The sequence below is a fragment of the Achromobacter aloeverae genome (genome assembly GCF_004121055.1).
Taxonomy (GTDB): domain Bacteria; phylum Pseudomonadota; class Gammaproteobacteria; order Burkholderiales; family Burkholderiaceae_B; genus Bordetella_C; species Bordetella_C aloeverae.
Genome location: NZ_PYAL01000002.1, coordinates 639657 through 661237, shown reverse-complemented (window position 1 = coordinate 661237; position 21581 = coordinate 639657). Strand labels below are relative to the sequence as shown.

The following is a 21581-nucleotide window of genomic DNA, read 5'->3' as shown; positions in this document are numbered from 1 at the left end:
TGGCCGCCGTACCTCTGACTTGCCGCGCTCGCGGCGGCCATGCCGCGCTGGCGCGGCGCCCTGATGCCTGGCCTGGCAGCCACGCCGGCCCTAGCGGCTCCACTTCTCGGCTTGCAGGTACAAGCGCCGCCAGAAGTACCGGTTCAAGCCCATCACGAAAATACACATCACGCCTATGCCCAGGGCGATACGGGGAAAGTCGCCCTTCTCGGTCATCTCGGCGATATAGCCGCCCAGGCCGGTCGCCGTCAGCGTGGTCTTGCCCCAGGTCACGACCTCGGACACGATGCTGGCGTTCCACGAGCCGCCGCTGGCCGTGATGGCGCCCGTGACGAAGCTGGGGAAGACGGCCGGCAGGTAGAAGCGCTTCCATTTCAGCCAGCCCTTCAGGCCCAGGTTGTCGGCGGCATAGCGCAATTCGCTGGGTATGGTGCTGGCGCCGGCCACCACGTTGAAGAGGATGTACCACTGGGTGCCGAAAATCATCAAGGGGCTGAGCCAGATTTCCGGGTTCAGGTTGAAGGCGACGATGGCCACCACCGCCAGCGGGAACAGCAGGTTGGACGGGAAAGCCGCCAGCAGTTGCGCCAGCGCCTGGATGCGCTGCGACAGGCGCGGGCGCAGGCCGATCATGATCCCCAGCGGCACCCAGACCACCGACGCCAGCACGATCAGCACCATCACGCGCAACAGGGTGATGGCGCCCAGGCCCAGCACGCGCAGGGCTTCGGACCAGCCCACTTCGGCGTGCACGAATTCGGCCAGGCGCCAGATCGCAAGAAGGGCCAGCGCGGTCAGCAGCGCATCGACCATGCGCTCGCGCAGCGGATTGGCGGCCCGCACGCGCGCGCGCACCGACGTGCCGTCATAACCGCGGCGAAACCAGCCCAGGGCGCGCTCGCCGCGCTGTGCCAGCCCCAGCGACAAGGCGCGGGTGAGCTTGCCGCGACGCAGCAGGTCCAGCACCCAGGACTGCTGGGCGGTATTGCCCTGCGTGTCCTCGAAGCGGAATTTGTCGGCCCAGGCCAGCAGCGGGCGGAAGAACAACTGGTCGTACATCAGGATGCCCACCGCCATGGCGATGATGGCGTAGAAAATGGCGTGCAGGTCCTGCTGGTCGATGGCCGCCGCGATGTACGAACCGATACCGGGCAGCTTGATGTCCTGGTTGGACACGGTGATGGCTTCGGACGCCACCACGAAGAACCAGCCCCCCGACATCGACAGCATCATGTTCCACAACAGCGCGGGCGTGGCATACGGCAGCTCCAGGCGCCAGAAACGCTGCCAGCCGCTCAGGCGGAAGACGCGCGCGGCCTCGTTCAGTTCCGACGGCACGGTGCGGATGGACTGGTACAGGCTCAACGCCATGTTCCACGCCTGCGAGGTGAAAATGGCGAAGATGGCCGCGCACTCCACCCCCAGCAGGCTGCCGGGGAACAGGGCAATGAAACCCGTCACGGTGATCGACAGGAAGCCCAGGATGGGGATGGACTGCAGGATGTCCACCATCGGCACCAGGATCTTCTCCGCCGTGCGCGATTTCGACGCCACGGCGGCGAAAACGAAGCTGAAGACCAGCGAAGCGGCCAGCGCGATGAACATGCGCAGCGTGGTCCGCAACAGGTAATAAGGCAGGTAGCTGGGGTCCAGCGATATCGGCAGCGGCTGGCCCACCGAGTACGGGGTGGCCATTTCCTTGGCACCGAACGCCAGTATCACCAGGAAACCCAGGACCAGCGGCAATAGAAGCCAATCCCAACGGTTGGGACGGGTGCCGGGCAGGCGCTCCAGGCGCCGAATATCGAAGAAAGGGTGCATGATCTACGCGTAAACCCCTAGGGCGTGCGCAAAGTAGCACGGTGGCATGGTCACAGTCCATTCAAAAATCGGGCATGCGAGAGCGCTGCGGCTAACGCGCCACGTTGCCCCGCGGGCATCGAGACCGGATTGAAAGCTGGCTGACGCCGGGCTTGAACGGCGCCTGAACGCCGGCTTCCGGAACAAGCTTATACGCGGCGTCCCGAATGTTTTGGTATACGATCCCAGGCTTCACGTTTTTACGCCCCGTCTACCCCTCCAGATGGCCAGTACGCCAGAAACCGAAAGCGCCGACGCCCCTTTGGTCACCCGGCCCGCCTTCGCCCACTTCCTTCTTTCCCGGTTCGGCGCCTCGCTCGCCTACCAGATGGTTTCCGTAGCGGTCGGCTGGCAGATATACGCCCTCACCGGCAGCGCCATGGACCTTGGCCTGATCGGCCTGGCGCAATTCATGCCCATGCTGCTGCTGACGCTGGTGGTGGGACATGTGGCCGACCGCTACGACCGGCGCAAGATCCTGGCGGTCTGCCTGACCGTCGAAACCCTGTCGGCGGCCGTCCTGTCCGCCGTATCGCTCGCGGGCGAGGCCAATCATTACGTGGTCTATGCCTGCATCATCGCCATGAGCGCGTCGCGCGCCTTCGAGTCCCCCACCATGCCCACGCTGATTCCAGCGGTGGTGCCGCGGGCGCTGATTCCGCGCGCCACCGCCCTGTCGGCGTCGTCCAACCAGATCGCCCAGATCGCTGGTCCGGCGCTGGGCGGGGTCGGCTACGCCCTGGGCGCGGGCTGGGTCTATGCCCTGACCGCCCTTTGCTATTTCCTCGCCCTGCTGTCCATGCTGACGTTGAAGACGGAAGGCTTGCCATCGCGCAAGGAGCCCACGACCTGGCGCACGCTGTTCGCGGGCTTCACGTTCATCGCCAGCCGCCGCATCCTGCTGGGCACGCTGACGCTGGACCTGTTCGCCGTGCTGCTGGGCGGCGCCACGGCCCTGCTGCCCATCTTCGCGAAGGACATCCTGCATGCCGGGCCCTGGGCGCTGGGCATGCTGCGCGCGGCGCCCGCGCTGGGCGCCGTCAGCATGGCGCTGGTGCTGGGGCGCAAGAACCTGACCGGCAATATCGGCATGACGCTGTTCGGGGCGCTGTTCGCGTTCGGCATCGCCACCATGGTGTTCGGTATTTCAACCTCGATACCCGTCTCCATCATCGCGTTGATGGTGCTGGGCGCGGCCGACTCCATCAGCGTGGTGGTGCGCTCGTCCCTGGTCCAGCTGAACACGCCCAACGACATGCTGGGACGGGTCAGCGCCATCAACATGCTGTTCATCGGCACGTCCAACCAGATGGGCGAATTCCGTGCCGGCGTCATGGCGTCCATGACCGGCGCCGTGCCGGCCGTGGTGCTGGGCGGCATCGGCACCGTCGCGGTGGCCGCGCTGTGGATGTGGTGGTATCCGGAGTTGCGGCGACTGCGGTCACTGCATAATGTGACGCCGGAATCGGGCTAGCCAGCCACTGCCATCTTGCGCGGCCGGCCGCCTTTCAAGCCATTCGCCCGCGCCGCCTGGCGCTTGGCCTCGCTGCTGCGTCTGCCATTGCGCGCCGCAACCACCGTCGCAGCCAGAGCCATCAGTGGCGGGCTTGCGGAAACCAGGCCTGCAATCGATATGTGCAGGTCCCGAGCGTCCAGGCAAAGCGCACTGCCGCCAAAACCGATCGTCATTCTTTCCAGTTCATCCCGGCTCAATTCCGCCAGCTCCGGTGTGTTCGCAACGGGGAAGACTATGGCGGTATGGTCCGCGAATCCCACGAGCAAGGCATGCAGATCCGCCAGATACTGGACGGCGCTGGCATGCAGGCTTGAAGTTCGACGCGCACCACCGCGTTCGATCGCACGAGCCACCACATCGGTCGTCACCGGCTCATCGTAGCGTTCCCGCGCCTTTATCGCTTTCATAGTTCAATCTCCAAGGGTGTAGATCGCCCCGCGAGCGTCAACACGGTCTTATAAGACTGTGCATCGAAACGAGCCGATTCAATCGCCAGGGCACCTGCCCGAGGTGCCCTGGCGCTCACCACCTCTTCGCCCTCAACATCCCACCATTGCCTGTCCAGACACAGCGTCTGACGACTACGCCACCACAGTCCACGGGCCTTGCGCAGATGAAGCGGTCTCTTGATCGCCTGGCGCAACTCTTCGAGCACGACAACGGTAGGCTCATTCCTGGCCGGCGTCACATCCCACAGTCGCACACCGTTGTGCCAGAAACTGAAAGTGAAGCGAGCGTTCCACCTCTCCGTGCCGACGTGCACATGGGGCGGGCAATGCTCATTCCGGGTAAGGATTGCAATCACCAAGCCCTTGTGACTACAAATTTTCATCGAAACCCATCCGTTTGGTTTTACAAGTATACGTGGCTCAATCTCGGCGTGCCACCACCCTCCCGCAACGAGGAAATAATTCCCCGCTCTACCGGGACGCTTGACCAGCGCGGGCTCGGTCCGCGTTTGTTGGTGCACCCGTCGATTCGTTCCGACGTTATCGATCGCGAAAAGCTTTCTTCTTGTTGAGCCCTCTGGGTTCGCGTCGAGCAGCAGGGGAGCACCGCGAGAGACGGTGGGGCACCGGCCTATGCGCTTCGTCAGGACGGTGTGGGCGTGGGATAGGCACGCCCGAACGGCGTGCCGCTCAGGCCTAAAATTGCATGATCTCGGCGCAAGGGCCGAGGCCCTTGGCTATCGACCAGGAGGACGCGACACCATGATGGATCGGATTTTTGCCCTGTTGGGCGCACTGAATATGTTTATCGCCGTGGGCGCCGGCGCGTTTGGCGCGCATGGATTGAAGGCGCGCCTGGACGCCGGGATGCTGGCGATCTGGCAGACGGGGGTGACCTATCAGATGGCGCACGCCCTCGGACTGCTGGCCATCGCCGCGCTGGCGCCGCGCTTCGGCTCGTCCCTGCTGGCCGGCGCCGGCTGGCTGATGTTCGCCGGCATCGTGGTCTTCAGCGGCAGCCTGTACGTGCTGGCGCTGACAAATGTGCGCTGGCTGGGCGCCATCACGCCCATCGGCGGGCTGGGTTTCCTCGCCGGCTGGTTGCTGGTGGCCCTGGCCGTGTGGCGCGGGCCGACCGCTTGAACGAGGGCCCTGCCCACATGGCACGGCCCGCTGGCCAGCACGATGACCTCGGCCGCATCGCGCGAGCCAGCGGTTCGAACGATGGCGCCGGCGCGGGGCGCTACGACATGCGTTCCCCCGCCACGACCGCGCGGCCGGGGCTCGTGACGATATAGAGGCGCGCGCCCAACGCGGCCGAGACCACCAGGAACGCGCCGATCAGGCCGACCACGCCGTCCCAGCCTGCCCATTCCCAGCACTTGCCGCCGACCGATCCCAGTACGCTGGACCCCAGGTAGTACGCCAGCAGGTAGAGCGACGCGGCCTGCGCCTTGTAGCCCCGCGCCAGTTGCCCGACCCAGCCGCTGGCCACCGAATGGGCCGCGAAGAAACCGAAGGTCAGCACCACCACGCCCAGCACCATGACGACCAGGTTGACCGCCAGGGTCAGCAGCAGGCCCACCAGCATGGTGCCTACCCCCATGCAGAGCATGGCACCGCGCCCATGGCGATCCGCCAGCCGGCCGAACAGCGCGGACGCGAAAATACCGACGACGTAGACCGTGAAGATCGCGCTGATCAAGGTCTGGCTCAGGGAATAAGGCGGCGCCATCAGGCGAAAACCCGCGTAGTTGTAGATGGTGACGAAGCTGCCCATCAACAGGAATCCGAGCGCGAACAGCGACAGCAGGTTGGGATCGACCAGGTGCGTGACGATGCCCTGGCGCGCCGCCGACCATCCCCCGCTGCGCTGCGGCTTGAAATGGCGCGAGGTCGGCAAGGCCACCACGAACAACACCGCAGCCAACACCCCCACCACGCCGACCACGACCAGCGCCACGCGCCAACTGCTATGGTCGGCCACCAGGCCGGTTATCACGCGCCCCATCATGCCGCCGAATGCGCTGCCGCCGATGTACAAGCCCATGGCGAACCCAAGATCGGAGGACGACACCTCTTCGGCCAGATAGGCCATGGCCACGGCGGGCACGCCGCCCAGCACCAGGCCCTGCAAGGCGCGCACGGCCAGCAGCGCATGCCAGTCCGGCGTCGCCGCCACGGCCAGCGTCAGCACGCCGGAAGCGAACAGCGACGCCGCCATGACGGACTTGCGCGGCAGCCGGCTCGCCCACAACCCCACCAGGAAAATGGCCAGGGCCAGCAGGCCCGTCGTCAGCGACAGCGACAAGCTGCTCTGCGCGGGCGATACCTTGAAATGGTCGGCGAACAGCGGCAGCAGCGGTTGCACGCAGTACATCAGCGAAAAGGTCGAAAAACCGGCGGCGAACAGCGCCCAGTTGGCGCGTCGGAATGCGGCGGTGCCGCGTTGCAGGTATGGCGCGGTCTCGGGCGAGGCCGGTGGGGAAACAGGAGATGTGGGGGAAGACATGGTAGGGAACAACTGGGCCATCGCCACCGGCCTCGCGCCGCGCCAGGGCGGCTCGGGGTCGGCGATGCTGCTCATGAAGAAAGAATCAAGTGAATCAAGGAATCAGGGAAGCCAGGCGCCTACGGTAGTCCTATGGGGGCCATCTGTCCAATATATGGAACTGGTGATTCCCATATTTATGAAATATGATCCCAGCAATAACCGCCACTGTCGCGCCGCCGCCCATGGAACTCCGCCACCTCCGCTATTTCGTCGCCGTCGCGGAAGAAATGCACTTCACCCGCGCGGCCGCGCGCCTGGGCATCGGCCAGCCGCCACTGAGCCAGCAGATCCAGCAGTTGGAACGGGAACTGGACGCCCCCCTCTTCCTGCGCCTGCCGCGCGGCATCGAACTGACGGAAGCCGGCCGTCAATTCCTGGAGGACAGCCGCGCCATCCTGGCCGCCACCGCCCGCGCGGCCGAGCGCGCGCGTCACCTGGGACACGGCGAAAGCGGCAACGTCAGCATAGGCTTCACCTCGTCGTCCGTCTTCCATCCGGCGCTGGCGCGCGCCCTGCGCGCCTATCGCGACCGCTATCCGCAGGTCCATGTGGAACTGCGCGAAGGCAACACGGGTTCGCTGGTGGAGTGGCTGCGCACCGGCGAGGTCGACGTCGCCTTCCTGCGCCAGCCCTTCAGCCTGGGCGAGGACTTCCAGGCGGACCGCGTGGTGGACGAACCCATGCTGGTGGCCCTGCCAGCCGGCCATGCCATGGCCAAGGCCCGGGCCCTGACCCTGGCGTCGCTGCGCGACGAGGACTTCGTGCTGTATCCCCGGCCGATCGGATCCGGCCTGTACGACACCATCCTGGCCGCATGCCGGCAGGCCGGCTACACACCCCGCATCGCCCAGGAGGCGCCGCAAATGGCGTCGATCATCAGTTTGGTCGCGGCCGGATTCGGCATCTCGCTGGTGCCGGCCAGCATGCGCCATGTCCATACGGAAGGTGTCCGGTTTCGCCCCCTGCGCGGTCCGGCGCCGCGCGCGCTGCTGGACCTGGCCTATCGTCGGCACTCGCCGTCGCAGGCGGCCCGCAATGCGGTGTCCCTGATGCGGCAAGCCGCTGGCGGGTAGGCGCCTGTCGCGGCCTGCTGCCCGCTACCCCCCGCCCTGCCACCTCAGGCTCCCGAGCCGGACCCCGGGCTGAGCTCGGACGTGCCCGCCTTACTCCACGTCCTCGCCATCCGCTCCTGGCCCCTCCAGCAGCACCTTCTTCAGCGCCGCGAGAAAGCGCTTGGCCATCAGGGGCAGCGGCTGCAACTCCGAATACGTGGCCCAGATGCCGATATGCGCGGCCGGCACGATGGGACGCACCGCCAGCCCCGCCCGCGCGCGCGGCTCCACGCACCAGCGATCAACCAGGGCCGGCCCCAGCCCCTGCTGGACGAAAGCCTGCGCGGTCACCGGCGAATGCACCTTGATCGCCGCCGGCGGCCGGTTCGGCGCGTAGCCCAGGAAAGACGTCAGCACCCGTCCCAGCGGCGCATCCGCCGGATAGTCTATCCACGCCGCCGCCGTGAAATCCGCCGGCGCGACGGCCTTGCACCGTGCCAGGGGATGGTCGCGCGGCATGATGCACACCACTTCGCTGCGGCCCAGCTCCACCGACACCAGGTTGGGATGCACCGGCGGCCGCATGGACACCGCGATATCGGCCTGTCCGCTCAGGAAATGCCCCGCCAGTTCGTCATACGTCGAGCTGCGGTAGTCCACCGTCGCCTGGCCGCGTCCCTGCCGCAGCAGCGCCAGGGCTTGCGGCACCATGCGCTGGCCGAAGCTGGCGCTGGAGATCACCCGCAGCACGCCGGCGCCGGCCTGCGCCAGGTTGGCCGCCAGTTCGTTGACGCGCTGGATGCCGCCGTAGACCTGCTCCACCTCCGCGAACAGGCGGCGCGCCTCGGCGGTCGGCGACAAGCGGCTGCGGCTGCGTTCGAACAGCGGAAAGCGCAGGCGGCTTTCCGTCAACGCCAGCACGCGGCTGATGGCTGGCTGCGAGACATGCAGCATGCGGCCGGCGCCGCTGATCGAGCCGGTCATCATGATGGCGCGGAACACCTCGATCTGCCGCAGATTCAAGGGCGGCCGCGCGCCTGTCCCCGCATCGGCCGGGTCGACCGCATCGGCATCCAGGTCGTCTTCCCGCGGTTCATCGGCGGTGTCGGGCATCGGGCCGTTTTTCCTCTTTCATGCGTTGAACGATAACGGCGGATTATAGGTTTTCCATATTTTTTGATATGCGGCATCGCGCCGGCCGGTGCTAGTCTGCCGCCCTGTCTCCAACAAAAACGCCCAGCGCCCGCGGGGCCGCCGCCAGGGCCCGGCAAGGGTCCGCAACGGCCCCGCCCGCCGCGACGGCATCCCATTCGCGAACACCCAGGGGAAAACCATCATGCCGCAACCGTCCTTCCGCCTTTCGACCGCCTTTCGCCTGCTGGGCGCGAGCCTGGCGCTTGCATGCGCCGCCGGCGCCGCCCAAGCCGCCGGCACCTGGCCCGACCACCCCGTGACCTTTGTCGTGCCCTCGGCCGCGGGCGGGTCGCCCGACGTGCTGTCGCGCCTGGTGACGACGCAGCTGGCCAAGCAGGTTAACGGCTCGATCATCGTCGAAAACCGTCCCGGCGCCGCCGGCAATATCGGCATCAACCTGATCAAGCGCGCCGCGCCGGACGGCTACACCATCGGCTACGGCAACATCAATACGCTGGCCGTGAACCGCTCGCTGTTCAAATCGCTGCCCTATGACGTGGACAAGGACCTGACGCCGGTCGCCCACATGTTCGACCTGTACAACGTGCTGATCGTGCCCGAAAGCTCGCCTGCGCACAGCGTGCAGGAACTGATCGCCCTGGCCCGCAAGCAGCCGGGCCGCCTGTCCTACGGCGCACCGGGCGTGGGCACCACCGGCCACATGGGCGGCGAGCTGTTCAAGAGCATGGCCAAGATCGACGTCATGTTCATCCCGTACAACGGCGGCCCCGCCGCCATCCAGGACTTGCTGGGCGGCCGCATCGATTATCTGTTCGCCAACTCTTCGGAAGCCGGTCCGCTGGTCAAGAGCGGCAAGGTGCGCGCGCTGGGCGTAAGCAGCCTCAAGCGCCTGGCGCTCTTTCCCGACGTGCCCACCTTGGACGAGTCGGGCCTGAAGGGCTATGAAACCGTCGCCTGGGGCGGCGTGGTGGCGCCGGCGCACACGCCGGCCGACGTGGTCGCCAGGATCAACAGCGAAATCGAGACCGCGCTGAAGTCCAAGGAAGTGCTGGAAGGCCTGGCCACCCTGGGCGCCGTGCCCGCCGGCGGCAGCCCGGCGGAATTCAAGCAGTTGATCGACAGCGAAACGAAGAAGTGGCACGACATCATCGAGTCGGCCCACATCGAGAAGCTGGACTGACGGGAATACACCGAACGCCATGCAGCAAACCTACGACCTTCGCCCAGACCTCATCCTGGCCAACGCCATCATCGTCGACGGCAGCGGCGCCGACCGCTACACCGCCGACATCGCCGTCGCGGGCGACCGCATCGCCGCCATCGGCCACTTCCCCGATGCGACGGCGTCGCGCCTGGATGCGTCGGGCCTGGTCGTGGCGCCGGGTTTCATCGACTCCCACACGCACGACGACGGCTACCTGCTGGCCCACCCCGACATGACGCCCAAGGTCTCCCAGGGCATCACCACGGTGGTGACCGGCAACTGCGGCATCAGCCTGGCGCCCCTGGTCCGCGAGCAGGTCCCGCAGCCCCTGGACCTGCTGGGCCCGCCCGAACTGTTCCGCTATGCGCGCTTCGCCGACTGGATCGATGCCTTGCGCGCCACGCCAGCCGCCGTCAATGTCATCCCCCTGGTGGGCCACACCACGCTGCGCGTGGCCGCCATGCAGGACACCCAGCGCGCCGCTTCCGCGCCCGAAATCGCCGCCATGCAGGCGATGATGGAAGAAGCCCTGGAGGCCGGCGCCTTCGGCATGTCCACGGGCACGTTCTACCCACCCGCGGCACACGCGCCCACCGAGGAAATCATGGCCGTCGGCGCGCCCATCCGCGCGCGCGGCGGCCTGTACGCCACCCACCTGCGCGACGAGACCGACCAGATCGTGCCGGCCATGCAGGAGGCCCTGGACATCGGTCGCGCGCTGGATTGCCTGGTGGTGTTCTCGCATCACAAGCTGGCCGGCCAGGCCAACCACGGCCGCTCCGTGGAGACGCTGGCGATGATAGACCGCGCGGCCCCGCTGCAACCGGTCTGCCTGGACTGCCACCCCTACCCCGCGACGTCGACCATGCTGCGCCTGGACCGCGTGCGCATCGCGCGCCGCACCATGATCACCTGGTCCAAGGGCTATCCGCCGGCCAAGGGCCGCGACTTCGCCGACCTGATGGCGGAGCTGGGCCTGGATGAGCAGCAGCTGCTGGAAAAGCTGACGCCCGCGGGCGCCATCTACTTCCTGATGGACGAAAAAGACGTGCGCCGCATCATGGCGCATCCGGCGGCCATGGTGGGCTCCGACGGCCTGCCCTTCGATCCGCATCCCCACCCCCGCCAATGGGGCACGTTCACCAACGTGCTGCGCACCCTGGTCCGCGAGCAGTCGGTGCTGACGCTGGAGGCGGCGGTACACAAGATGACGGGCCTGGCAGCCCGCAACTACGGCGTGGCCGAGCGCGGACTGCTGCGGCCGGGCTATTATGCGGACCTGGTCCTGTTCGATCCCGCGCAGGTCGGCGACCGCGCCACCTTCGAGGCGCCGGTGCAGGCCAGCCAGGGCATCCAGGGCGTATGGGTCAACGGCCAGCGCGTCTGGGCCGATGGCGCGGCGGGCACGGCGCGGCCCGGCCAGGTGCTGACGCCCATGCGCCGGGGCCAGGCCTCGGCCTGAACCGGACGGGCCGGCGGTCCGCCCCGACCACCGGCCCCCGCATAAATCGGAGTATTTTTCGTGACGAACCCTTCATCCGGCCTTTACCTGGGCATACTCGGCGGCATGGGCCCCATGGCCGGCGCCGCCTTCGCCGAACGGCTGGTGGCCCTCACGCCGGCCGCCCGCGACCAGGATCACATTCCTGCCCTGCTGGTGAACGACCCCCGCGTCCCCGACCGCACGGCCGCGAAGCTGGCCGGCGGCGAGGATCCCCTGCCGGCCATGTCGCGCGGGATCAAGCTGTTGACCGACGCCGGCGCGCGCCTGATCGCCATTCCCTGCAACACGGCCCACCTCTGGTACGACGAACTGGTCGCGGCCTCCTCCGTGCCGGTGCTGCACATCATCGAGTCCGTAGTGGAAGACCTGCGCAGGCGCGGCATCGACAGCGGCCCCATCGGCCTGATGGGCACCGAAGGCACCTTGCGCATGGGCTTGTACCAACGCCATCTGGAGCGCCACGGCTACGACTGCGTGGTGCCCACCGAGGGAGAGATGACGACGTACTGCACGCCGTCCATCGCCGCCGTGAAGGCCAACCGCCTGGCGGACTCGTTCGAGCCGGCGGCCGCCTGCGTCCGCGCGCTGGCCGCGCGCGGCGCCGTGGCCGTGGCCCTGGGCTGCACGGAGCTGCCCCTGGCCATCCCGCACGACCGTCGCAGCGAGTTCGACGTGCCCTTGACCGACTCCATCGACGCGCTGGCCCTGGCCGCGATCCAGCGCTACCAGGCCGACACCGGCGTCGCGCGCCAGGCCGCCAGAGCCTGCGCCTGACGGCGGCCCCCGTCAGGCGCCCAGATAGGCCTTGCGCACATCGGCGTTGACCAGCAGGTTGGCGCCCGTGTCGTGCATCACCACCCTGCCGTTCTCCAGCACATACCCGCGATCCGCCACCTGCAAGGCCTTGTTGGCGTTTTGCTCGACCAGGAACACCGTCACCCCCTGGTCGCGGATGGTGCGGATGATGTCGAAGATCTGCGCGATGATCAGCGGCGCCAGCCCCAGCGTCGGCTCGTCCAGCAGCAGCAGGCTGGGCCGCGTCATCAGCGCGCGGCCGATGGCCAGCATCTGCTGCTCACCGCCCGACATGGTGCCGGCGCGCTGCTGGGCCCGTTCCTTCAGGCGCGGGAACAACTCATAGACGTGGCCCAGCCCCTGCTGCATCTGCACCCGGTTGGCGAAGAACCCCCCCATCATCAGGTTCTCCTCCACGGTCAGGTCCTTGAACACGCGCCGTCCCTCGGGCGACACGGCGATGCCGCTGCGCATGATCTGGTGCGTGTCCGCCCGCGTGATATCGCGCCCCTCGAAGGTGATGACGCCGCTGCGCGCGTGCGGATTGCCGCAAACCGTCATCAGCAAGGTGGTCTTGCCGGCGCCGTTGGCGCCGATCAGGGTCACGATCTCGCCCTTGTTGACTTCCACCGACACGCCGTTCAGGGCCTGGATGGCGCCATAGTAGGTGTGCACGTTGTCCAGCTTCAGCATCATTCTTCTCCCAGATACGCCTTGATGACGCGCTCATCGCTGCGCACCGCCTGCGGGGTCCCGGTAGTGATGGGCTTGCCATGCTCCATGACCAGGATGCGGTCGGAGATGCCCATCACCAGGCTCATGTCGTGCTCGATCAGCAGCACCGCCACGCCGAACTCGCGGCGCAGGCGGTCGATCAGGCGTTGCAGGTCCTGCTTCTCCTGGGGATTGAGGCCGGCGGCCGGCTCGTCCAGCATCAGCAGCCGCGGCTTGGTGATCATGCAGCGCGCGATCTCCAGGCGCCGCTGGTGGCCATAGGCCAGGTTGCCGGCTTCGCGATTGGCGTATTCGCGCAGGCCCATGAAGTCCAGCCACTCGGCGGCGCGCGTCACCGCGTCGGCCTCCGCCTGGCGATAGGACTTGAACTTGAGCAGGCCCGGCAGCAGCCGGGTCTCGACCTGGGTGTGTTGCGCCACCAGCAGGTTTTCCAGCACCGTCAGCTTCTTGAACAGGCGCACGTTCTGGAAGGTGCGCACCAGGCCGTGCTGCGCCACGCGGTGGCTGGGCAGGCCGGTAATGGCCACGCCGTCCATCTCGATATCGCCCTCGCTCGGGCTATAGAAACCGCCGACGCAATTGAACACGGTGGTCTTGCCGGCGCCATTGGGCCCGATGATGGCGAACACCTCGTCGTGTCCCACATCGAAGGCCACATGGTCCACGGCCAGCAGGCCGCCGAAACGCATGCACAGACCGGATACTTTCAGCAAGGCCTGGCTCATTTGTTGTCCAGCTCCACATGAGGACGTTGCATCGGCAGCAAGCCTTGCGGCCGCCACATCATCATCAGCACCATGACCAGGCCGAACATCAGCATGCGGTACTCGGCGAACTCGCGCGCCAGTTCCGGCAGCACGGTCAGCAAGGTGGCCGCGAGGATCACGCCCACCTGCGACCCCATGCCGCCCAGCACCACGATGGCGAGGATCAGCGCGGACTCGATGAAGGTAAAGGATTCGGGATTCACCAGCCCCTGGCGCGCCGCGAAGAAAGCGCCGCCGAAGCCGGCGAACATCGCGCCCAGCGTGAAGGCGGACAGCTTGATGCGGGTCGGGTTCAGGCCCAGCGAACGGCACGCGATTTCGTCCTCGCGCAGCGCTTCCCACGCGCGTCCCACCGGCATGCGCTTGAGCCGCGTCGACACGAACAGCGTGATCAGCGCCAGCATCAGCGCCATCAGGTACAGCCAGATGATGACGTGCTGGTTCTGGAACGTCAGGCCCAGCATTTCATGGAAGGTCTGGCGCCCCTCGACGCTGGACGAGCGCGCCATCTCGATGCCGAATACCGACGGCTTGGGGATGCCGGAGATGCCGTCCGGGCCGCCCGTCAGCCAGTTCAGGTTGATCAGCAGCAGGCGGATGATCTCGCCGAAGCCCAGGGTGACGATGGCCAGGTAGTCCCCGCGCAGGCGCAGCACCGGAAAGCCCAGCACGAAGCCGAACAGCGCCGACATGGCGCCCGCGAAGGGCAAGGCTTCCCAGAACCCCCAGCCGCCCCAGTGATACAGCAGGGCGTAGGTGTACGCGCCCACCGCGTAGAAGCCGACGAAGCCCAGGTCCAGCAGGCCGGCGAAACCCACCACGATGTTCAGGCCCAGGCCCAGCATGACGTAGATCAGCACCAGCGTGGCGATGTCGACCGAACTGCGGTCGCCGAAGAAAGGCCACACGATGGCAAGCACGATCAGCGCCGACGCCAGCCACTTATGGCCGCTGGCGGGCGCGGCCGGCAAGGTCGGCAAGGCGCCCTTGAGGCGCTTGAACGGCAGGCCCAGCCAGGGTCGCAGCAACTGGCCGACAAAGACCACCGCCATGGCGACCAGGACATTGGACCAGTGCGGGTCCATCAGCGTGCGCGCGCCCTGGCGCACCAGTTGCAGGCCGAACACGGGCGTGACGATGACCGCGGTCATGATGGCCGCGATAAAGGCATTTCGTATGTTTTGCGCCATCAGACTTTTTCCACCTCGGGTTTGCCCAACAGGCCGGTGGGACGAAATAGCAGGATCAGCACCAGCAGCAGGAACGCAACGATGTCCTTGTACTGGGACGAGAGATAGGCCGCGGCGAAGGTCTCCACCAGTCCCAGCAGCACGCCGCCCAGCATGGCGCCGGGAATGCTGCCGATGCCGCCCAGCACCGCCGCCGTGAAGGCCTTGATGCCGACGATGAAGCCGATGAAGGGATTGAGCTTGCCGATGGTCACCGCGACCAGCACCCCACCCACGGCCGCCAGCATGGCGCCCAGCACGAAGGTGAAGGAAATCACGCGGTTGGTGTCGATGCCCAGCAGGTTGGCCATGTGCATGTCCTGCGAGCAGGCGCGCGACGCCCGGCCCATGCGCGAGTGGCGGATGTACAGCGACAGCGCGATCATCAGCACCACGGTCACGACGATGATCATCACGCGCGAATACGGAATCGTGACGTCGAACTTGCTGCCCATGTGGAATTGCAGCGCGCCCGAAAGGATGTTGGGCACCGCCATGTCGCGCGCGCCCTGCCCCAGGGCCATCCAGTTCTGCAGGAAGATGGACATGCCGATGGCGGAAATCAGGGCCACCAGGCGCGGGCTGCCGCGCAGGGGCCGGTAGGCCACGCGTTCGACGGCGAAGCCGTAGGCGCCCGTCACGGCCATGGCGACGATGAGCATGACCGCCACGAGCAGGTAGACCGGCATGCCGCTTTGCGTGCCGACGGCCGTCAGCGTCACCAGCCCGACGTAGGCGCCGATCATGTAGATCTCGCCATGCGCGAAATTGATCATGCCGATGATGCCGTACACCATGGTGTAGCCGATGGCGATCAACGCATAGATGGCACCCAGCGACAGTCCGTTGAAGAACTGTTGTGTCAATTGCGGAAGAAGGTCAGACATTATTACCAATGCTCCAAATAGATCCGGCCCCGGAAAAACGCCCCCGGAGCCGGAAACCTGGATTTACTTCGGTGGATACCCCGGCCAGGCGGGGATGCGCGTCATCAGAGCTGGGTCTTCTTGCCGTCCTTGTCCCACTTGAACACGGCGAACTCGAAGTTCTTCAAGTCGCCCTTGGCGTCGTACTCGACCTTGCCGATGGCCGTGTTGAAGCTGTGCTTGTGCAGGTAGTCGGCGACCTTGACGGGGTCCTCGCCCACCGCCTCGATGCCGTCGGCGATCAACTGCACCGCCGCGTAGGCGGGCATCTGGAACGCGCCGTCCGGATCGCGCTTCTTGTCATGGAAGGCCTTCACGATGCCTTCGTTGCCCGGCATCTTGGTGAAGTCCGCCGGCAGCGTCACCAGCAGGCCGGCGATGGCCGGTCCGGCGATGGCCACCAGGTCCTGGTTGGCCGTGCCTTCCGGTCCCATGAACTGCACGTTCAGGCCCTGTTCGCGCGATTGGCGCAGCAGCAGGCCCAGTTCCGGGTGGTAGCCGCCGAAGTAGACGAAGTCCACGCCCTGCGACTTCAGCTTGGTGATGACCGCCGAATAATCGCTGTCGCCGACGTTGATGCCTTCGAAGATGGCGACGTTGACGCCATCCTTGACCAGGGTGTCCTTGACCTGGGTGGCCACGCCGGAGCCGTAGGTCTGCTTGTCGTGCAGGACGGCGACCTTCTTGGGCTTGATGTTCTTGGCGATGTAGTTGGCGGCGTAGGGGCCCTGCTGGTCGTCCCGGCCGATGGTGCGGAAGAACATCTTGGGCTTGATGGTATCGGTGACCAGGGGCGAAGTGGCGCCCGGGGTGATGCCGACGATGCCTTCCTGCTCGTAGACGTTGACCGCCGGCACCGTGACGCCGGAGCAGGCGTGGGCGACGGCGAACTTGGCGCCCGAGTTCACCACCCGGTTGGCGGCGGGCACGGCCTGCTTGGGTTCGCAGCCGTCGTCGATGAGGATGGGTTCGAGCTTCTTGCCCTTGACGCCGCCTTTGGCGTTGATGGTTTCGATGGCGGTCAGCGCGCCCGCCTGGATCTGGTCCCCGTATTGGGTATTGGGACCCGTCATGGGCTGCGGAATGCCGATCTTGATGGTATCGGCAGCGTGCACGGCGCCGGCCAGCGTAAGGGCCCCCAGGGCCAGTGCGAGGGGGGTAACGCGTTTCAACAACTTCATGCGAGGGTCTCCGCGAGGGTTAGGCGGCTCGGCACTGGACGTCGGGCGGGAATGATGGTCCCCCCGTCGCATCGCGCGTCACCGGCTTCTTGGGCAAAACTCAGAGGCAAAACACGACGTGGCAGCCATTCTGAAAGCAAGGAGTCAGACTGTCACTGCGTGTATTCCCCAGGTCTGAATATGTATGGACAAGCACAAGGACCGGGGAACACCACCCCTGTGACGGTCTTCCCGTAAAAAAGTCAAAAAAGCCCCCCACGCCGCGCGGCTTAGGCCGCTTACCGCGCCCGAGAGGGCCTTTTACCCTGGGCGCCGGCGATAAAAAAGGCCCGGGTATTTCAACCCGGGCCTTCCTTCCTGCGAACGCCCCTGGCGCCTGCCTCGTCACGCTCAGGGTGAAGCAGGAGTCCTGTTCGTAGCGGCGGGGCGCGCCAGGTTCCACATCAGGGCGCGAAAAGGCGCCAACATGCTGATATTGACCGCCAGCTTGACCGCGACGTCGCCCAGCATCCAGGTCACCCACGGCGTCCCGGTCGCGGCGAAGGCGACGCTGAAGAACAGCGCCGTATCGAGCAAGGCGCCCAGCACGCCGGACACCAGCGGCGCCCGCCACCAGCGCTGGTCGCGCAGCCGGTCGAACACCTGGATATCCAGCAGTTGCGCGCAGATATAGGCCACCCCGGACGCCAGCGCGATGCGCGGCGACGCCAGCCACACCGACGCCGCCAACGCGGCCGCGAAGCCCACCCAGGCCACCCGCCGGGCGGCCAGCGGGCCGAAGCGGCGATTCAGCACGTCCGTCACCAGGAAGGCCAGCGGATACGACAGGCCGCCCCAGGTCAGCCAGTGATTCAAGGGGATCTGCACCAGGACGTTGGACCCTACCACCACCAGGCCCATGCACAGCACCGCCACCAGGAACTGCGGCACGCGCATGCGCTCGAAGCGCGCCGGGCGGCCATGGTCGCCGCGGGAGGGCGCCAGCCCGAACAGCCCCAACAGGCCCGGCATGCCCGACCGGCCCAACATGCGGCGGGACGGCGGCACCGCGCCGGGGCGAACCGCGCGCTCGCGCCCTTGCGGTTCACGCATCACTTTCCGAACTCCCGCGCCAGCTCCCGCGAACGCTCGGCCGCGGCGGCCATGGCGCGCGCCACCAGGGTCATCAGGCCGCCCTCGTCGAACACCTTGAGCGCGGCCGCGGTGGTGCCGCCCTTGGACGTGACCCGCTCGCGCAGGACCGAAGGCGGTTCGGCCGATTCACGGGCCAGCTTGGCGGCGCCCTCGAAGGTGCCCAGCGCCAGCGCCCTGGCCTGCGCCTCGTCCAGGCCCACCGCCACGCCGCCCGCGATCAGGGCCTCCAGGAACCGGAAGACATAGGCCGGCCCGCTGCCGGACAGCGCCGTTACGGCGTCGATGGCGGCATCGTCATCCACCCAGACGACCTGCCCCACCGAGCCCAGCATGGCCTGCGCCAGCGCGCGGTCGGCCTCGCCGACGCCGGGCAGCGCCAGCATGCCGGTCACGCCGGCGCCGACCAGGGCGGGCGTATTGGGCATGCAGCGCACCAGCTTGCCATAGGGCTGGCCGTCCTGGCCCAGCCAGCCGGCCAGCACGTCGCCGCGCAGGCCGGCGGCCACGCTGACCACCAGCGTGCCGGGACGCAGCCAGGGCCGGCAGGCCTGCACCGCCTCGCGCATGTACTGCGGCTTGACCGCGAAAAACCACACATTGCACAGCGACAATTTCTCGTCGGGGGCCGTGGCGGCCGTGGCGCCGCGGGCATGCCACGCGGCGTGGATGTCCGTATTGATATCGATGGCGTGGATCTGGCCCGGGGGACACAGGCGGCCGGCCATGCCTATGGCCAGGGCGGTGGCCATGTTGCCGCCGCCGATGAAGGCGACGTGGAGATTACGGTCCGTAGCGGGGGGAGTCGATGGCGTATTCATGGACGGAATTGTAATCGGCGGGCCGCGGGGGCAGGCTGCCTTGCCCACTCTCTCAGGGAGACTCCGCATTTGACAGCCCTCCGGACCGGTGTAACAGTCACGTGTTCGTCACAAACAATTCATATGGTGTCGTGCTTCGCCGAGGACAACCCTCAGGCGGCACATACGTGTACTTAGGAGGAATACCCATGCGCTCCCATCGCCTCGCCCTTGCCGCGGCGGCCCTGATCGCCGCGTTCGGCGCATCATCGGCCCATGCCGCCACTGAAATCCAGTTCTGGCACTCCATGGAAGGCGCACTGGGCGACCGTGTCAATGAAATGGTCGATCAGTTCAACAAGAGCCAGTCCGACTATGTGGTCAAGGCCGTCTACAAAGGCAACTACGGCGAGTCGATGAACGCCGGCATCGCCGCCTTCCGCGCCGGCAACGCCCCCGATATCCTCCAGGTCTTCGAAGTCGGCACCGCCACGATGATGTACGCCAAGGGCGCCATCAAGCCGGTGCAGCAAATGTCCGAGGAAGCCGGCGACCCGATCGACCCCAAGGGCTTCATCGGCGCCGTCGCGGGGTATTACTCCTCGTCCGACGGCAAGCTCGTGTCGATGCCCTTCAATAGCTCGACCGTGGTCATGTACTACAACAAGGACGCCTTCAAGAAGGCCGGCCTGGACCCCGAAAAGGCGCCCAAGACCTGGCAGGAAATGGCCGAGGCCACCAAGAAGCTGAAGGCCGCCGGCCAGGAGTGCGGCTACACCACCTCGTGGCCGTCGTGGGTGCAGCTGGAAACCTTCTCGGCCTGGCACAACGTCCCCTACGCCACCAAGGACAACGGTTTCGGCGGCCTGGACGCCCGCCTGGCCATCGACTCGCCGCTGCACCAGCGCCACCTGGAGTTCCTGGCCAAGCTGGCCAAGGACGGCGAATTCATGTACGGCGGCCGCGGCGACGATCCCAACGCCCTGTTCATCTCCGGCAAGTGCGCCATGATCACCGGCTCCAGCGGCCTGCGCGCCAACATCATCAAGAACGCCAAGTTCCAGTTCGGCACTTCCACCGTGCCTTACTACGCCGACGTCAAGGGCGCGCCCCAGAACACCATCATCGGGGGAGCCTCGCTGTGGGTATTCGGCAACAAGTCGCCGGCGGTCTACAAGGGCGTGACCAAGTTCTTCAAGTTCATTTCCAGCCCGGAAGTCGCCGCCAAGTGGCACCAGCAGACGGGCTACGTGCCGGTGACCAAGGCCGCCTATGACCTGACCGCGAAGTCCGGTTTCTACACCCAGAATCCCGGCACCGACGTCGGCGTCAAGGAACTGAACGTGGAGACCACCGCGCAGTCGCGCGGCGTGCGCCTGGGCTTCCTGCCGCAGATCCGCGAAATCGAGGATGCCGAGATCGAGCGCATCGTCTCGGGCAAGGAAAGCGCCAAGGAAGGCCTGGCCAACGCCACCAAGCGCGGCAACGAGTTGCTCGAAAAGTTCGAAAAAAGTGTAAAGTAGCGCGCTTTGCCGGGCCCCAGGGGTCCGGCTTGCGTACAGATATGTTCGGAACCGCGGGTAGAGGGCTGCAAGTCGGGCTGTAAGCCGGGCTATAAAGCACCGGGCTGCAAAAGCCCCCTCCTCCCCCGGTTTCCGGCGATGCACCGAGTCCATGCGGATTGCAGGCGAGCCCGGCAATCCGCATTGTGTCGTTTGTCTGGATGCTTACACGATGGTCCGAACGCGCCGCGCGAGGGCCATTACACGTTTGTTACCCGCGCGCGATGCCCCCGCATCGTGGGCAAGGCATAGCTCGCCCCATGGAAAAACGCGTCGTATTCGGCCACAAGACCCTGCCCTACCTGCTGCTCGCGCCGCAGTTGATCATCACCGTCGTCTTTTTCTTCCTCCCGGCGGGACAGGCCATGTGGCAGTCCCTGCGGCTGGAGGACGCCTTCGGCCTGTCGTCGGAATTCGTCGGCCTGGCCAACTTCATCGATCTGTTCAAGCAGACCGACTACCTGAACTCCTTCAAGACCACCGCCGTGTTCTCGGCCCTGGTGGCCTTCGTCGGGCTGGCCGTCTCCCTGCTGCTGGCCGTCATGGCCGATCGCGTGATGAAGGGCGCCGCCGTCTACAAGACCCTGCTGATCTGGCCCTACGCCGTGGCGCCCGCCGTGGTGGGGGTGCTGTGGCTGTTCCTGTTCTCGCCGGCCGTGGGCATCCTGGCCGTGGCGCTGCGCAACGTGGGCGTGGACTGGAACCCGCGCCTGAATGGCAACCAGGCCATGATCCTGGTGCTGATCGCGGCGGTGTGGAAGCAGATCTCGTACAACTTCCTGTTCTTCCTGGCCGGCCTGCAATCCATTCCGCGTTCGCTGATCGAGGCGGCCGCCATCGATGGCGCGTCGCCCGCGCGCCGCTTCTGGTCCATCGTATTCCCGCTGCTGTCGCCTACCACCTTCTTCCTGCTGGTGGTGAACGTCATCTACGCCTTCTTCGATACCTTCGCGGTGATCGACACGACCACCCAGGGCGGCCCCGGCACGTCCACGTCCATCCTGGTCTACAAGGTGTACCGCGACGGTTTCGTGGGCCTGGACCTGGGTTCGTCGGCCGCGCAATCGGTGATCCTGATGTTCATCGTCGTGATCCTGACCGTGGTCCAGTTCCGCTACATCGACCGCAAGGTCCAGTACTGATTTTTCCGAGGCATTAGGC

General features: G+C 66.6%; 19 protein-coding genes. 8 read left to right on the top strand and 11 right to left on the bottom strand.

Features of this window, described 5'->3' with window-relative positions:
* Positions 1–90: 90 nt before the first annotated feature.
* A complete protein-coding gene (locus C7R54_RS09835) occupies positions 91–1821 on the bottom strand; it encodes an ABC transporter permease (RefSeq protein ID WP_129149991.1) in 1731 nt (576 codons plus the stop codon).
* A 262-nt stretch (positions 1822–2083) separates the two neighbouring features.
* On the opposite strand from C7R54_RS09835, the gene C7R54_RS09830 reads away from it, so the two are divergent.
* Entirely contained in the window at positions 2084–3334 is a 1251-nt protein-coding gene (locus C7R54_RS09830) for an MFS transporter (RefSeq protein ID WP_129149990.1), read from the top strand.
* Here C7R54_RS09830 and C7R54_RS09825 read toward each other — a convergent pair.
* Positions 3331–3783 carry a DUF2442 domain-containing protein gene (locus C7R54_RS09825; protein ID WP_129149989.1) on the bottom strand — a complete coding sequence of 151 codons (453 nt, stop codon included), beginning with the start codon at positions 3781–3783 and terminating at the stop codon, positions 3331–3333. The two genes, C7R54_RS09830 and C7R54_RS09825, sit on opposite strands and share 4 nt — an antisense overlap.
* Positions 3784–4587: 804 nt before the next feature.
* Between C7R54_RS09825 and C7R54_RS09815 the strand changes: the two genes are divergently transcribed.
* Positions 4588–4968 carry a DUF423 domain-containing protein gene (locus C7R54_RS09815; RefSeq protein ID WP_129149987.1) on the top strand — a complete coding sequence of 127 codons (381 nt, stop codon included), beginning with the start codon at positions 4588–4590 and terminating at the stop codon, positions 4966–4968.
* Positions 4969–5068: 100 nt separating this feature from the next.
* Here C7R54_RS09815 and C7R54_RS09810 read toward each other — a convergent pair whose 3' ends face one another.
* Complete coding sequence (locus C7R54_RS09810) at positions 5069–6337, bottom strand: MFS transporter (protein ID WP_129150461.1); 1269 nt, start codon at positions 6335–6337, stop codon at positions 5069–5071.
* A gap of 224 nt (positions 6338–6561) precedes the next feature.
* Here C7R54_RS09810 and C7R54_RS09805 point away from each other — a divergent pair, with 224 nt between their 5' ends.
* Positions 6562–7452 carry a LysR family transcriptional regulator gene (locus tag C7R54_RS09805; protein WP_129149986.1) on the top strand — a complete coding sequence of 297 codons (891 nt, stop codon included), beginning with the start codon at positions 6562–6564 and terminating at the stop codon, positions 7450–7452.
* Between the two features lie 90 nt (positions 7453–7542).
* Here the strand turns inward: C7R54_RS09805 and C7R54_RS09800 are convergent, their stop codons facing one another.
* On the bottom strand, positions 7543–8544 hold the full coding sequence (locus tag C7R54_RS09800) for a LysR family transcriptional regulator (RefSeq protein ID WP_129149985.1): 1002 nt from the start codon (positions 8542–8544) through the stop codon (positions 7543–7545).
* Between the two features lie 223 nt (positions 8545–8767).
* On the opposite strand from C7R54_RS09800, the gene C7R54_RS09795 reads away from it, so the two are divergent.
* Genes C7R54_RS09795 through cuyB form a run of 3 tightly spaced genes read left to right on the top strand, consistent with a single transcriptional unit; the run spans position 8768 to position 12068 of the window.
* A complete protein-coding gene (locus C7R54_RS09795) occupies positions 8768–9766 on the top strand; it encodes a Bug family tripartite tricarboxylate transporter substrate binding protein (protein WP_129149984.1) in 999 nt (332 codons plus the stop codon).
* Positions 9767–9785: 19 nt separating this feature from the next.
* Entirely contained in the window at positions 9786–11252 is a 1467-nt protein-coding gene (locus C7R54_RS09790; protein WP_129149983.1) for an N-acyl-D-amino-acid deacylase family protein, read from the top strand.
* 60 nt (positions 11253–11312) lie between these two features.
* Entirely contained in the window at positions 11313–12068 is a 756-nt protein-coding gene (gene cuyB, locus C7R54_RS09785) for a cysteate racemase (protein WP_129149982.1), read from the top strand.
* A 12-nt stretch (positions 12069–12080) separates the two neighbouring features.
* Here cuyB and C7R54_RS09780 read toward each other — a convergent pair whose 3' ends face one another.
* From C7R54_RS09780 to proC, 7 genes are all read right to left on the bottom strand, one after another.
* Positions 12081–12782 (bottom strand): ABC transporter ATP-binding protein, encoded by a 702-nt coding sequence (locus C7R54_RS09780; protein ID WP_129150459.1) that lies wholly within the window; start codon positions 12780–12782, stop codon positions 12081–12083.
* Positions 12782–13549 carry a high-affinity branched-chain amino acid ABC transporter ATP-binding protein LivG gene (gene livG / locus C7R54_RS09775; RefSeq protein ID WP_129149981.1) on the bottom strand — a complete coding sequence of 256 codons (768 nt, stop codon included), beginning with the start codon at positions 13547–13549 and terminating at the stop codon, positions 12782–12784. Before livG ends, C7R54_RS09780 begins: the two co-directional genes overlap by 1 nt.
* Positions 13546–14781 (bottom strand): high-affinity branched-chain amino acid ABC transporter permease LivM, encoded by a 1236-nt coding sequence (locus C7R54_RS09770; RefSeq protein ID WP_129149980.1) that lies wholly within the window; start codon positions 14779–14781, stop codon positions 13546–13548. Before C7R54_RS09770 ends, livG begins: the two co-directional genes overlap by 4 nt.
* Positions 14781–15707, bottom strand: coding sequence for a high-affinity branched-chain amino acid ABC transporter permease LivH (gene livH, locus C7R54_RS09765; protein ID WP_129149979.1), 927 nt, complete (start codon positions 15705–15707; stop codon positions 14781–14783). Before livH ends, C7R54_RS09770 begins: the two co-directional genes overlap by 1 nt.
* 104 nt (positions 15708–15811) lie before the next feature.
* Positions 15812–16927: a high-affinity branched-chain amino acid ABC transporter substrate-binding protein gene (locus tag C7R54_RS09760; protein ID WP_129149978.1), complete on the bottom strand. Its 1116-nt coding sequence runs from the start codon at positions 16925–16927 to the stop codon at positions 15812–15814.
* Positions 16928–17317: 390 nt separating this feature from the next.
* A complete protein-coding gene (locus tag C7R54_RS09755) occupies positions 17318–17863 on the bottom strand; it encodes a queuosine precursor transporter (protein ID WP_129150457.1) in 546 nt (181 codons plus the stop codon).
* Positions 17864–18018: 155 nt separating this feature from the next.
* A complete protein-coding gene (proC, locus tag C7R54_RS09750) occupies positions 18019–18879 on the bottom strand; it encodes a pyrroline-5-carboxylate reductase (protein WP_129149977.1) in 861 nt (286 codons plus the stop codon).
* 188 nt (positions 18880–19067) lie between these two features.
* Between proC and ugpB the strand changes: the two genes are divergently transcribed.
* Together ugpB and ugpA are read left to right on the top strand one after the other, a co-directional pair.
* Positions 19068–20381: a sn-glycerol-3-phosphate ABC transporter substrate-binding protein UgpB gene (gene ugpB / locus C7R54_RS09745; protein WP_129149976.1), complete on the top strand. Its 1314-nt coding sequence runs from the start codon at positions 19068–19070 to the stop codon at positions 20379–20381.
* Positions 20382–20680: 299 nt separating this feature from the next.
* Entirely contained in the window at positions 20681–21562 is an 882-nt protein-coding gene (gene ugpA / locus C7R54_RS09740) for a sn-glycerol-3-phosphate ABC transporter permease UgpA (RefSeq protein WP_129149975.1), read from the top strand.
* The last annotated feature ends 19 nt before the right edge of the window (positions 21563–21581 follow it).